Below are 13847 nucleotides of genomic sequence, written 5' to 3'. Positions count from 1 at the left end.
GGCAAGAGATTGAATCGTTTTTTAAGAAATACAGGATTTTATTTGCTAATATTATTACTAACTGTTGGAATTGTCAGTTTTATAACAAAACCAGGCATAAAAACTGAACAAATTCCATTTACACAATTTCAGAAAGAATTAATGGAAGGTAAATATAGCCAAATCACCGCGCGTCCAGATGGTTTAACTTTTCGGATTGAAGGGGTATATGCAGATACTACACCGACCAATAAAAAAGAATTTTATACCAATGTTCCTTTTAGTGAAGGATTTCTAAATACCTTAACAAAGGCACCGGTTAAAGAGTTACGCTTTTTAGAACCAAAAAAGGATTCGATTTGGATCACCTTTTTAACGTCTATTATTCCGTTTATTCTTATATTTGTTCTTTTCTTTTTCTTATTAAATCAAGCCCAGGGTGGCGGAAGCAAAGTGATGAACTTTGGTAAAAGCCGTGCCCGATTATATAATGAAGAAAAGAAAAAGGTAACATTTAATGATGTCGCAGGGGCTGATGAAGAAAAAGCAGAGCTTGAAGAAATCGTTGAGTATTTACAAGATCCTCGGAAATTTGCGAGCTTAGGGGCTAGAATTCCTAAAGGTGTATTATTAGTTGGACCTCCTGGAACAGGGAAAACCTTGTTGGCTAGAGCTGTTGCTGGTGAAGCAAACGTACCATTTTTTAGTATTAGCGGTTCAGATTTTGTTGAGATGTTTGTGGGTGTTGGAGCATCGAGGGTTCGTGACCTTTTTGATAATGCTAAAAAAAATTCCCCTTGTATTATCTTTATCGATGAGATCGATGCCGTAGGTCGTCAACGTGGTGCTGGTTTAGGTGGTGGCCATGATGAAAGAGAACAAACTCTAAACCAATTATTAGTTGAAATGGACGGTTTTGGTGCGAATGAAGGTATTATTATTATCGCAGCCACAAACCGACCAGATATTTTAGACCCAGCACTCCTTAGACCAGGTCGTTTCGATCGTCAAATTACGGTAGATCGTCCTGATGTAAAAGGACGGGAAGAGATACTGAAAGTACATGCACGAAATAAACCACTTGCTGATGATTTGAAATTAGATGTGTTAGCTAGAAGAACACCAGGATTTACTGGTGCGGATTTAGAGAATGTACTAAATGAAGCTGCTCTCTTAGCTGCAAGAAAAGGTCGAAAGAATATCACGATGCAAGAAGTGGATGAAGCGATTGATCGGGTAATTGCGGGACCAGAGAAAAAGAGCCGAATGATTAGTGATAAAGAAAAACGGATTGTAGCCTATCATGAAGCTGGGCATACCATTGTTGGATATCATTTAGAGCATGCTGATCAGGTTCATAAAGTCACCGTTGTACCTAGAGGTAGTGCAGGTGGATATACGGTAATGTTACCTAAAGAAGATCGTTATTTTATGACAAAGCCTGAATTATTAGATAAGATTGTTGGTTTGTTAGGTGGTCGTGTGGCAGAAGAAATCGTACTAGGTGAAGTAAGTACGGGTGCTCATAATGACTTTGAACGAGCAACAGGTATTGCGAGACGGATGGTTACGGAATTTGGAATGAGTGAAAAATTAGGCCCGATGCAGTTTGGCCATGGTCAAGGACAGGTATTTTTAGGTAGAGACTTTAATCGAGAGCCAAACTATAGTGATAAAATTGCATACGAAATTGATATGGAAATTAAAAGAATTATTGATGAGAGCTATAAGCGTTGTAAAGAAGTTTTACAGGCACATCGTGATGAATTAGAATTGGTTGCTCAAACATTAATGGTAAAAGAAACCTTGGATGCTGACGAAATTAGACAGTTAATTGAGAATGGTAAATTAGCGGACGAAAAGATAAATCGAGAGATTAAAATCCAGATTCAAGGAAAAGAGAATCGCCAAGATCAAGAAGTACAGCCTAATGACCAAGCTAACCAAGATGAAAAGAAAGACGAATAGGTATAAAATAAGGGAGTAGTAATAACTACTTCTTTTTTTTTTTTGTGAACATTCATTCATCGAAATGCTTCATGAAATGTTATACTAAAAATAGAATCGAAATTTTTGTTCTTAACTAGATATAAAAAAGGAATAAGAGAAAAAGGGGCGATATGATGACCAAAAAAACGATGCTAAGCGATATTGAAATTGCACAAAAGGCACAGATGAAACCCATTCAAGAAATTGCGGAACAACTAGGTATCTTTGAGGATGAGCTAGAACTTTATGGGAAATATAAGGCAAAGGTATCGCTTCAGTTATTAAATCGCTTAAAAGATAAAGAAGATGGTAAGTTGATCCTTGTTACAGCAATTAATCCAACACCTGCAGGTGAAGGAAAATCCACGGTTACAGTAGGTTTAGGTCAAGCATTTCAACGAATTGGGAAAAAAGCGATCATTGCTTTGCGGGAACCTTCTTTGGGCCCAAGTATGGGTATAAAAGGGGGAGCAGCAGGTGGTGGTTATTCGCAAGTGGTGCCGATGGAAGATATTAATCTCCACTTTACAGGAGATATTCATGCGATTACGACAGCACATAATGCGCTCTCTGCACTGATCGATAATCATATTATGCAAGGGAACGAGCTGAATATTGATCCGCGAAGGGTGATTTGGAAAAGGGTTGTTGATCTGAATGATCGCGCATTACGAAATATCGTAATTGGTTTAGGTGGTCCTATGCAAGGTGTACCGCGGCAAGATGGTTTCGATATTACGGTTGCATCAGAGGTAATGGCGATTTTATGTTTAGCAGATGGAATTGAAGATTTGAAACAGAAACTTGGGAAAATCGTTGTTGCTTATACATATGATAAAAAACCAGTGACAGCAAAAGACTTAGGTGCTCAAGGAGCAATGGCATTGTTATTAAAAGATGCAATTAAACCTAATCTTGTTCAAACCATCGAAAATACGCCTGCTTTTGTTCATGGTGGTCCATTTGCAAATATTGCGCATGGTACGAATAGCATTTTAGCTACAAAAATGGCCCTAAAACTAGCTGACTATACCATTACTGAGGCTGGATTTGGTGCCGATCTAGGGGCTGAAAAGTTTTTCCATATTGCATCGAGGTATGGGAACTATAAACCGAACGCAGTAGTGATCGTCGCTACCGTACGAGCATTAAAAATGCATGGAGGTGTAGCGAAAACAGATTTAGCACTAGAAAATGTTGAAGCATTAAGAAATGGTTATGCAAATCTACAAAAACATATGGATACGATTCGTCAATTTCATCTTCCTTTTATTGTTGCCATTAATCGTTTTCCTACTGACACCGAAAATGAATTACAAGCATTAAAGGAAATGTTAGAAGCAGAAGGAGTACCTTTCGCAATGACAGAAGTTTGGGAAAAAGGCGGCGAAGGGGGCATAGAATTAGCTCAAAAATTGATTGCGATTGTTGAGAAAGAAAGAAGGGTTCATCAAGAACTTTATTCGCTGGATCAATCGATCGAAGAAAAGATCGGGACGATTGCTAAAATGGTCTATGGAGCAGATGGTGTGGAATTTACAAGTACTGTGAAAAAACAAATTACTCAATTTATAGAGAATGGATGGGACAGACTCCCTATCTGTATGGCAAAAACTCAGTATTCATTATCCGATGATCCTACCCGATTAGGTAGGCCAACAGGATTTAAGATTACCATCCGAGAATTAAGACCTTCTATTGGAGCAGGATTTATTGTTGCGCTTACTGGAGAAGTAATGACAATGCCTGGACTCCCGAAAAAACCAGCAGCATTAAACATGGATATTGATGAGAATGGTACGATTCGAGGTTTATTTTAACAGATGGAAACCATTTAGCAGGAGATCCCTTTCTCCTGCTTCTTTGTGTGCGCCTAGGTACACGAACCCAATTGGAGGCTAGGCCATTCGGATGAGTCTGCACAACAAGACAAAGTCCTAAGCCGCCAAGGGCTGGTTTAGTAGACTGGAACGCCATTAAGTCCTCTTCTTGCATCCTTTTGGATGATTTGGATAAAGAGCAAAGTACTAGACGAATGGATTCGGAGAAGGCTTTGTCTTGTCCTATCGAGAACCGCCGTATACCGGTCGGTACGTACGGTGGTGTGAGAGGACTTAGTCACCCCCTCCTACTCGATTGTTGATAATCATTTTTAATATTGATAAGATAAAACATGAAATGCAATAGAAAGATTAGGTGAAGAAAATGATTCTAGTGATTGATGTCGGGAATACCAATACCGTGATCGGTGTTTATCAAGATCAGGAATTACTTGTGTATTGGCGAATCGCTTCTGATAAAAACAAAACAGAAGATGAATTTGGAATGATTCTTAAGAATCTCTTTGTCCATCAGCAAATTCAATTTTCTAATATCACGGGTGCGATTATCTCTTCTGTTGTTCCTCCGATGATTTATCCATTAGAAAAGATGGTAAAAAAATATTTTGGCATCCAACCCATTATTGTTGGTCCTGGAGTAAAAACAGGCATTAATATTAAAATGGAGAACCCAAGAGAGGTAGGAGCTGATCGGATTGTAAATGCTGTTGCCGCGATAGAGATTTATGGGACGCCATTGATTATTGTCGATTTTGGTACTGCGACTACTTTTGATTTTATTGATGAACAGGGCATTTACCAAGGTGGAGCAATTGCACCTGGAATTGGGATTTCTACTGAAGCACTTTATCAAAAAGCGGCAAAACTACCGAGAATTGAATTAGTAAAGCCTGCAAATGTGATCGGAAAGAATACCATTACCGCGATGCAATCAGGTATCGTTTTTGGTTTTGCAGGGCAAGTTGATGCGATTGTGGAACGGATGAAGCAGCAAAGTAGAAGTGTTCCAAAGGTGATTGCAACAGGTGGGTTAGCAGAATTAATATCAAGTGAATCTCGCAGTATCGATGTTGTTAATCCGTTTCTCACCTTAGAAGGATTACGAATTATTTATTTAAGAAATCAATAACAGTGAAAAGGATTCCAAAAAGGAATCCTTTTTCGAACAATTATCCAGGATAAGGGTGAGGCCGATATTCTACAAGGAGAGAGACATAATGAAAGATTACTTGATTAAAGCGCTAGCTTTTGAAGGAAAAATTCGAGCTTATGCTATTCGTTCAACCCATTTAGTAAATGAGTTACAAAAAAGTCATCAAACGACTCCAGTAGCCAGTGCGGCTTTAGGCAGAGCTGCGACTGTTGGAGCAATGATGGGGGCAATGTTAAAAGGAGAGGAAAGATTAACGATTCAGATCAAAGGTGATGGTCCGATTGGGCAAATTATCATCGATGCCAATGCAAAAGGGATCGTAAGAGGATATATTACCAATGGTCAGGTAGACTTACCGTTAAATGAAAAAGGAAAATTAGATGTAGCGTCTGCAGTCGGAAAAGGTCATTTATATGTCATTAAGGATTTAGGGCTAAAAGATTATTATGTGGGTAGTGTTCCTCTCATCTCTGGCGAATTAGGAGAAGATTTTACTTATTATTTTGCGCATTCGGAGCAGATTCCATCTGCTGTCGGGGTAGGAGTTCTTGTCAACCCCGATTATCAAATCCGAGCTGCAGGAGGATTTATCATTCAAATCTTACCTGGAATGAGCGATGACGATATCCAATTTGTCGAACAAAGGTTGGCTGAATTGAATTCCGTAACCAATCTGATCGATCAGGGATTATCTCCTGAACAAATTCTTGAAAGCTTACTAGGAGAGATTAAAATTTTAGAACAACTCGATATCAAGTTCCAATGTAATTGTTCTCATGAGCGGATCGATCAGATGTTAATTGGATTAGGAAAAGAAGAGATCGAAAATATGATTGAAAAAGAAGGGAAAGCAGAGATTACCTGTCAATTCTGCAATAAAAAATATCATTACGATAAAGAGGATTTAGAACGTCTACTGCTTCACTTTTCCTAATGAAGGAGAGGAAAAAAATGGGGAAAAAACAATGGGCTCTTTTGAGTCTACTCGCAGTGATTGCCCTCGGTTCATTTTTGTTATTTTATAGAGAGAAAAAAGAAGAGATTGTAGCAACCGTTGATGGTGAGAAGATCACAGAAACTCAATTTTTTGAGGAAATGAAACGACTTTATGGTAAGGAAGTTCTCAATGATTATATTAATCGACAAGTGATTTTTAAGGCAGCAAAAAAATATGGTATTCAAGTCGATCAAAAAGATATTGAACGTGAGTATATGAAATTACAAGATGGATACGATTCAGAAGGAGATATGACCACTGATTTAAAAGAACAAATAGGTTTAAATAAGGATGAACTTTTAGAAAATGTGAAGTTTTATTTACTTTGGGAAGAATTAGCGACAAAAGATGTTGTGATTTCAGAGGAAGATTTGAAAGCATATTATCAAGAACACCCAGAACAATTTAGAGAATCTACGAAGGTGCACCTTCAACAGATTGTAGTGGAAGATAAACAGTCAGCCCTACAAGTAATCAAAGAGTTGAAAAATGGGTCCAATTTTAATACATTAGCTCAAGAAAAATCGTTGGATCTCTTAACAGCCTGTAAGGGTGGAGATTTAGGGTTTATCAGATTAGATGATGCTGCTTTATCCCCAGCTATACGAAACGAAGTGAAGAATTTGAAAATTGGCGAAATCAGTAAACCTATACCTGTAGAGGGAGGTTATGCGATTATTCAAATCGTCGATCGAAGAGAGGCTAGAAATTTCCCTTATGAAGAGGTAAAGAACGAGATACGGAGGGAATTGGCCCTAAATCAGATCAATTCCTTACCAGAGGTTTTAGAACAATTAAAAAAAGAAATGCGAGTTACTATTTATGATGAAACCCTGAAGTGAATGACTTACCATATTAATGTTCACACATCCATTATCCCTTTTCAGATGGATTGGGAAGTGTAGTTTTCAAAGAACTTAGTTATATTTTATTATGGAACGTATGTTTCAGTAATTCATGCTTAGGGGGTATCTGCTATGAAATATAACACCCATATGATTAAGCCAGCAAAACTTGAATTTTTGTATTCTGAAATGGAAACTATTGGGGCGGATGTAAAGGGAATACGGCTTATGCTCCCAAAAGGAGAGTTTAAATTTATCAAAGTTCAACAACTTCCATTAAGGGCAGTCCATATACTTAAACAAGAAATGTTGGCAAAAGGGGCTGAAGCGGTTGTCCATAAAGATGTTTCAACACTAAAAAAAGAAACATCTGATGTTTTATTGATGGGTACAAAAAAACAATATTGGGATGTGCTAAAGAAATTAAAATTACAACCATTTGGCTTAAAAGAACTAGGAAAAGAAATTGAAAAAGTTCTAAAATCTGAAGAAAAAGTATATAAGGAAAAAATATTGTACGCAAATGGAAAACAGATAAAAATTGGGAATAAAACGTTGATTATAGGAATCCTTAATGTGACACCTGATTCATTCTCGGATGGCGGTAAATTCAATGATCTTGAACAAGCAGTAATACACGCGAAAGAAATGGTTGAGAATGGCGCAGATATTATTGATGTTGGAGGCGAATCAACGAGACCTGGACATCAAGAGGTTTCCTTGGAAGAAGAATTATCACGTGTTATTCCAATTATTCAAAGGCTAGTAAAAGAAATCGATGTACCGATTTCAGTTGATACATACAAGGCGGAGGTAGCTAAACAAGCAATTGAAGCAGGTGCTCATATCATTAATGATGTTTGGGGATTTAAAAAAGACCCTAATATGGCACAAGTTGCAGCGAAACTTAATGTTCCGGTTATATTAATGCATAATCGCTTCGATCTGAATTATCAATCATTAATGGATGATATTATTCGCGATTTATATCAAAGTATTGATCTTGCGCTTGAAGCAGGTGTTAACGAAGAGAATATTATCCTTGACCCAGGAATCGGTTTTGCAAAAACATATGAACAGAATCTAATCGTTATGAATCGATTAGAGGAAATCGTGAGTTTAGGTTATCCTGTTTTATTGGGTACATCTAGAAAATCAATCGTTGGGAATACCTTAAATCTACCTGTTGATGATCGAGTAGAAGGTACTGCAGCCACAATCGCATTAGGGATTGCTAAAGGGTGTCAGATCGTTCGCGTCCATGATGTGAAAGAGATGAGTCGTGTAGCCAAAATGATGGATGCAATGGTTTATTTGCATTCAGTTGGTATAGATAGGGTGAAAGAATAATGGATAAAATTATTTTTCAAGGAATGCAGTTTTATGCATATCATGGTGTATTTGAAGAGGAAAATCGTTTAGGGCAAAAGTTTGAGGTCGATTTAGAGCTTTTTCTCAACCTTAAAAAGGCTGGTACCAGTGATTGTTTGGAAGATACTGTGAATTATGCAAAAGTTTATCAGGTAACAAAAAACTTTGTCATGGGGACTCCCAAAAAGTTACTAGAATCATTGGCAGAAAGTATTGCTAATGAAATCCTTTCTACTTTCCCCGTGCAAGGGGTTATCGTGCGCGTTCGAAAACTTCAGCCGCCAATTCCTGGACATCTACAAAGTGTTGCAGTGGAGATTAAAAGAGGGAAGATCGAATGACTAGAGTGTTTCTTGGATTAGGTTCTAATATGGGCGATCGGGAAGACTATTTACAACAAGCTATCGATCGCTTGGATTCACACCCACATATTCGCGTGATCAACAATTCGCCGATATATGAAACCGAACCTTTTGGTTACAGAGACCAGCCATATTTCTTAAATATGGTTGTAGAGGTGGAAACAGAACTGAATGCCCATGAACTATTACAGATTACACAGACCATAGAAAAGGAGTTAGGTAGAAAAAGGGAAATCCATTGGGGACCTAGAACGATCGATATTGATATTCTTTTATATGGAAACGAGATCATTGTTTCTCCCGAATTAACTATTCCCCATCCTTATATGAGAGAAAGGCTATTTGTATTAAAGCCATTATACGATATCTATAAAGGTTCAATTCCTAGTGAACCAAACTCGATCGAAAGTTTAATCGATCAGTTGTCTTTATCATGCGAGGAAGTAAAAATATGGAAAATATAAATAAAAGAATCAGTGACTTTCTAAATTGAAAGGACTTACACAAGAAGAACTGGCCAAACAGATAAGAATGAATCAAGCAAAAATAAAGCATAGAAATGCAACAGGAGGAAGGACAGCATGAAGATTGGAAACGTAGAGTTGGACAATAATGTGGTATTAGCTCCAATGGCGGGAGTGAGTAACTATGCTTTTCGTTCGCTAGCTCGTCAATTTGGTACAGGCTTAGTTACAGCTGAGATGGTGAGCGATAAAGGAATCTTACAAAAAAATGAGCGAACATTAAAGATGATCGAGGTTAGAGATGATGAACGCCCATTGAGCTTACAACTTTTTGGTGCAGAAATAGATAGTTTGGTCGAAGCGGCAAAGATCGTTGATGAGTACACAAAAGCTGATATCATTGATATTAATATGGGTTGCCCTGTACCGAAGATTACAAAAAACGAAGCAGGTGCTAAACTACTATTACATCCACCAAAGATTGAACAGATTGTTAGTGCTGTTGTAAAAGCGGTGAAAAAACCAGTTACCGTGAAAATGAGAATAGGATGGGATAGTGAGCATATTTATGCCATTGAGAATGCAAAAGCGATAGAAAGTGCTGGAGCAAGCGCGATCGCAGTTCATGGACGAACTAGAGAACAAATGTACAGTGGTAAGGCCGATTGGGATATTATCCGTCGTGTAAAAGAATCAGTTCGTATTCCAGTAATTGGAAACGGTGATATCCAAACGCCTGTGGATGCAAAGAACATGATTGATACCACGGGTGTTGATGGTGTGATGATTGGAAGGGCAGCCTTGGGAAATCCGTGGATTCTTTATCGAACAGTTCGATATTTAAAGTATGGTGAACTTGTTCCTGAACCAACGCCTCAAGAAAAGATAGAGATTGCATTTCTTCATATGGATCGTTTAATTGCATTAAAAGGAGAAAAGATAGGTGTTAGGGAAATGAGAAAACATGCTGCATGGTATTTAAAAGGACTTCCTAAAGCAGCGAGGGTTCGAGAACAGCTGAATGAAGTGGAAACTCGTGAGGAAATGAGGCAAATTTTAGCCAATTACGTAGCAAGTTTGTCGTGAAATATTCACCATTTAACGTTCACACAGCCATTATCCATCTTGATAAAAATCAACACTTTCTTTTTAAACTTCTAATATTTGGTTGACATTAGTGGTGGATTGCAATATAATACCCTTCAGATTATATGAAAAGCTTTTATCGACACCTTTTTAAGGAAGCTTTATGCTGAGCGTCAAGTTTAACTTTATGATGATTCATACTTTTATGAAGTTAAATTTTTCTATGCGGTAAAAAGGGAACATATTATATGAACTTAGGTTCAAAAGCTTCTTGTACCAATAACAAAAGAAGCTTTTTGTTCTATTTGTTAAACGATTGTGTGGTTTATTCGTAATCGCATAATTTTTGAAGAATAAACATATAATCATATGGAAATCTTTCACAAAGGGGAATTTATCTATGACTGATAAAGAAGTAATATTAACACCTTCCGGTTTGAAAAAACTGGAGGAGGAATTAGAATATCTAAAAACTGTAAAACGTAGAGAAGTAGCCGAAAGAATTAAAATTGCAATTGGTTATGGAGATATTAGTGAAAACTCAGAATATGAGGATGCAAAAAATGAACAGGCTTTCATTGAGGGACGTATTATCACTTTAGAAAAAATGCTTCGCAATGCGCGGATCATTAACGAGGATGATGTAAACACAGATGTCGTTAGCATTGGTTCTACAGTAAAGTTAAGAGATATTGAATTTGACGAAATTGTTGAATATACAATCGTTGGCTCTGCTGAATCAGATCCAACACAAAATATGATTTCGAATGAATCTCCTGTTGGCAAAGCCTTATTAGGTAAGCAAATAGGAGCAATTGTCGATATCAATGTACCCGCAGGTGTCATTCAATATGAAATTTTAGATATTAAAAAATAAGTAGGAGTGGTTAAAATGAGCCAAGAGGTGGTCGAATTAAATGAGCTACTTCTTGTGCGTCGACAAAAATTAGCCGAATTAAAAGAACTTGGATTTAATCCGTTTGGCTATCGATTCGAAAGAACGCACACTGCAAAAGTAATTCTAGACGAAGTAGATTCATTATCTAAGGAAGAAATTGAGCTAAAGAACCTTCATGTGATTCTTGCTGGGAGAATCATGTCGAAGCGGCTTCAAGGAAAGGCAGGCTTTGCTCATATTCAGGATTTAACCGGTCGTATCCAAATCTATATTCGAAAAGATCAGGTATCAGAGGCAGAGTTTGCTGCTTTTGAATTATTAGATCTTGGCGACATTATTGGTGTTGAGGGAAATGTATTTAAAACCAATAAAGGGGAAACAAGTATCAAAGTTCATAAGCTTCACATTTTAACGAAATCCTTGTATCCCCTACCGGATAAATTTCACGGGTTAAAAGATGTAGAATTACGATATCGTCAAAGATATGTAGATCTAATCGTCAACCCTGAAGTGAAAGAAACTTTTATTTTAAGAAGTAAAATTATCCAATCACTACGTCGTTACTTAGATCAATTAGGTTATATTGAAGTAGAAACACCAACCATGCACGCGATTGCTGGTGGTGCTGCTGCTCGTCCATTTATTACCCATCACAATGCTTTAGATATGGAGTTATATATGCGGATTGCTATTGAGCTTCATCTGAAACGCTTAATTGTTGGTGGTATGGAAAAAGTATATGAAATTGGACGAGTCTTTCGGAATGAAGGAGTATCTACTAGACATAATCCTGAATTCACGATGTTAGAACTATATGAAGCGTACGGTGATTTTAAAACCATTATGAACTTAACAGAAAATGCGATCGCGCATGTGGCACGAGAGGTACTTGGGACAACAAAAATTACATACCAAGGCCAAGAAATTAACTTGGAACCACCTTGGGAACGGATCTCAATGGTTGATGCTATCAAAAAATACGTAGGGGTTGATTTAAGTCCCAAAATGTCTGATGATGAAGCAAGGGAACTTGCAAAACAATATCATGTTCAAATTGAACCACATATGACGTATGGCCATATCGTAAACGAGTTCTTTGAACAACTAGTAGAAGAAAAATTAGTTCAGCCTACTTTTGTATATGGACATCCTGTTGAGATTTCACCTTTAGCTAAAAAGAATGAAGAAGATCCTCGTTTTACGGATCGTTTTGAACTCTTTATCGTTAGTCGCGAACATGCGAATGCATTTACCGAGTTAAATGATCCGATTGATCAAAGAGAACGTTTTGAAGCTCAGCTTAGAGAGCGCGAACTTGGCAATGATGAAGCTCATCAAATGGACGAGGATTTTATACATGCTCTAGAAATTGGCATGCCCCCAACTGGCGGGTTAGGAATTGGAATCGATCGGTTGGTTATGTTATTAACCGATCAACCATCGATCCGTGACGTATTACTTTTCCCACTGATGCGAGATCGTGGTCAAGAGGACTAAAATATTTGCGTCATTGACACTTGATGTATATCATTTTATAATAAACTTACAATTATATAGGGAAGGAATTAAAGGGGAGTAGCTTTAACAATAAAGTCGTCATTACAGGGTTTTTCCCTCGGCTTTATTGGCAATTCCAATTGTTAGCAAGACCTTTACCTTTAGGAGGTGAAGGTCATTTTTATATACATACGGAATAAATCGAATACAAAAACTAACCTATGATTAAACACTGAAGGTAATTGAATAGGAGGAATAATTTTGGATTATGGTATCTTAGCGGAATATGGGTGGACATTACTTGTATTAGTTGGATTAGAGGGACTGTTAGCAGCGGATAATGCTTTAGTAATGGCAGTCATGGTGAAACATCTAGAACCAGACCTTCGAAAAAGAGCATTGTTTTATGGTCTTGCCGGCGCTTTTGTTTTTCGTTTTACTTCTTTGTTTATCATCTCTTACCTAATAGATGTATGGCAGGTTCAGGCATTAGGAGCAGCCTATCTTATCTTTTTAGGGCTTAATCATATCTTCAAAAGGAAAGAAAATGAGGAGACAACCAAGCAAAACAATCAAAAGAAATCAGGATTATGGGCCACAGTTCTTAAAGTTGAATTAGCAGATATTGCGTTTGCCGTTGATTCAATATTAGCTGCCGTAGCTTTAGCTGTTTCTTTACCACAAACCAATTTACCGAATATCGGCGGAATGCATGGAGCACATTTTATTGTTGTTCTAGCAGGTGGAATTATTGGCTTAGTTCTCATTCGTTTTGCAGCAAATTGGTTTGTCGATTTATTACACAAAAGACCGGGATTAGAAACTGCAGCATATCTTGTAGTTGCATGGGTAGGAGTGAAATTAGCAATACACACACTAGCTCATCCACGTATTCATGTATTAAGTCATGAATTTGCAGAAAGCTTGCTGTGGAAATCTATTTTTTGGATCATACTTGTTTTCATCTTAGGAGTTGGATGGTTCAGGTCAAACCATAAAGAGTAAACAAGCATGCTTTTCTTTTGCATACCTTTCAGATTAAAGTTTGGCAATGGAAAATTTTTATATTGAAGAGGCCAATTAAAAATGATAATATAGAAAACATCATCGATATTTTATCTTATTTTAGAATAATTCTTGATTAGTTTTAAATATTGATCTAACGTAAAAGTGGTTGACACCAAAATTAAATTTTGATAAAATCATATTCGTTGATTTGTTTTTCTGCTACAATTGTTCTTTGAAAACTGAACAGTGTCAGCTTAGCGTGAACCCTTCAATTCAGAAGGAAAAACAAAGAGCTATATCAAACAATCTTTAATGGAGAGTTTGATCCTGGCTCAGGACGAACGCTGGCGGCGTGCC

General features: G+C 37.3%; 12 protein-coding genes. All 12 read left to right on the top strand.

The annotated features are described in order from the left end of the window. Nucleotides 1–9: 9 nt before the first annotated feature. The 12 genes from ftsH to EDD72_RS09905 all read left to right on the top strand — a co-directional run bounded on the left by ftsH (nt 10) and on the right by EDD72_RS09905 (nt 13487). Entirely contained in the window at nt 10–1947 is a 1938-nt protein-coding gene (gene ftsH, locus EDD72_RS09960) for an ATP-dependent zinc metalloprotease FtsH (RefSeq protein WP_132769891.1), read from the top strand. Between the two features lie 152 nt (nt 1948–2099). Continuing rightward, nucleotides 2100–3788: a formate--tetrahydrofolate ligase gene (locus EDD72_RS09955; protein WP_132769889.1), complete on the top strand. Its 1689-nt coding sequence runs from the start codon at nt 2100–2102 to the stop codon at nt 3786–3788. Nucleotides 3789–4173: 385 nt separating this feature from the next. Continuing rightward, nucleotides 4174–4938: a type III pantothenate kinase gene (locus tag EDD72_RS09950; protein WP_132769960.1), complete on the top strand. Its 765-nt coding sequence runs from the start codon at nt 4174–4176 to the stop codon at nt 4936–4938. 88 nt (nt 4939–5026) lie between these two features. Next, complete coding sequence (gene hslO, locus EDD72_RS09945) at nt 5027–5896, top strand: Hsp33 family molecular chaperone HslO (protein WP_132769887.1); 870 nt, start codon at nt 5027–5029, stop codon at nt 5894–5896. Nucleotides 5897–5913: 17 nt separating this feature from the next. Beyond that, nucleotides 5914–6801, top strand: coding sequence for a peptidyl-prolyl cis-trans isomerase (locus EDD72_RS09940; RefSeq protein WP_165895049.1), 888 nt, complete (start codon nt 5914–5916; stop codon nt 6799–6801). 513 nt (nt 6802–7314) lie between these two features. Next, nucleotides 7315–8154, top strand: coding sequence for a dihydropteroate synthase (folP, locus tag EDD72_RS09935; RefSeq protein WP_243643822.1), 840 nt, complete (start codon nt 7315–7317; stop codon nt 8152–8154). Further along, a complete protein-coding gene (gene folB / locus EDD72_RS09930; RefSeq protein ID WP_132769881.1) occupies nt 8154–8516 on the top strand; it encodes a dihydroneopterin aldolase in 363 nt (120 codons plus the stop codon). The genes folP and folB overlap by 1 nt, the downstream gene beginning before the upstream one ends. Then, a complete protein-coding gene (gene folK, locus EDD72_RS09925) occupies nt 8513–9001 on the top strand; it encodes a 2-amino-4-hydroxy-6-hydroxymethyldihydropteridine diphosphokinase (protein ID WP_132769878.1) in 489 nt (162 codons plus the stop codon). The genes folB and folK overlap by 4 nt, the downstream gene beginning before the upstream one ends. A gap of 117 nt (nt 9002–9118) precedes the next feature. Continuing rightward, on the top strand, nt 9119–10087 hold the full coding sequence (gene dusB, locus EDD72_RS09920; protein ID WP_132769876.1) for a tRNA dihydrouridine synthase DusB: 969 nt from the start codon (nt 9119–9121) through the stop codon (nt 10085–10087). A gap of 400 nt (nt 10088–10487) precedes the next feature. Then, nucleotides 10488–10964, top strand: coding sequence for a transcription elongation factor GreA (gene greA / locus EDD72_RS09915; RefSeq protein WP_132769874.1), 477 nt, complete (start codon nt 10488–10490; stop codon nt 10962–10964). Nucleotides 10965–10979: 15 nt separating this feature from the next. Beyond that, entirely contained in the window at nt 10980–12482 is a 1503-nt protein-coding gene (gene lysS / locus EDD72_RS09910) for a lysine--tRNA ligase (RefSeq protein ID WP_132769872.1), read from the top strand. Nucleotides 12483–12743: 261 nt separating this feature from the next. Next, nucleotides 12744–13487 (top strand): TerC family protein, encoded by a 744-nt coding sequence (locus EDD72_RS09905; protein WP_132769870.1) that lies wholly within the window; start codon nt 12744–12746, stop codon nt 13485–13487. Nucleotides 13488–13847 lie beyond the last annotated feature (360 nt).

Source organism: Tepidibacillus fermentans (assembly GCF_004342885.1).
GTDB lineage: Bacteria > Bacillota > Bacilli > Tepidibacillales > Tepidibacillaceae > Tepidibacillus > Tepidibacillus fermentans.
This window is presented reverse-complemented; position numbering and strand designations above follow the sequence as displayed.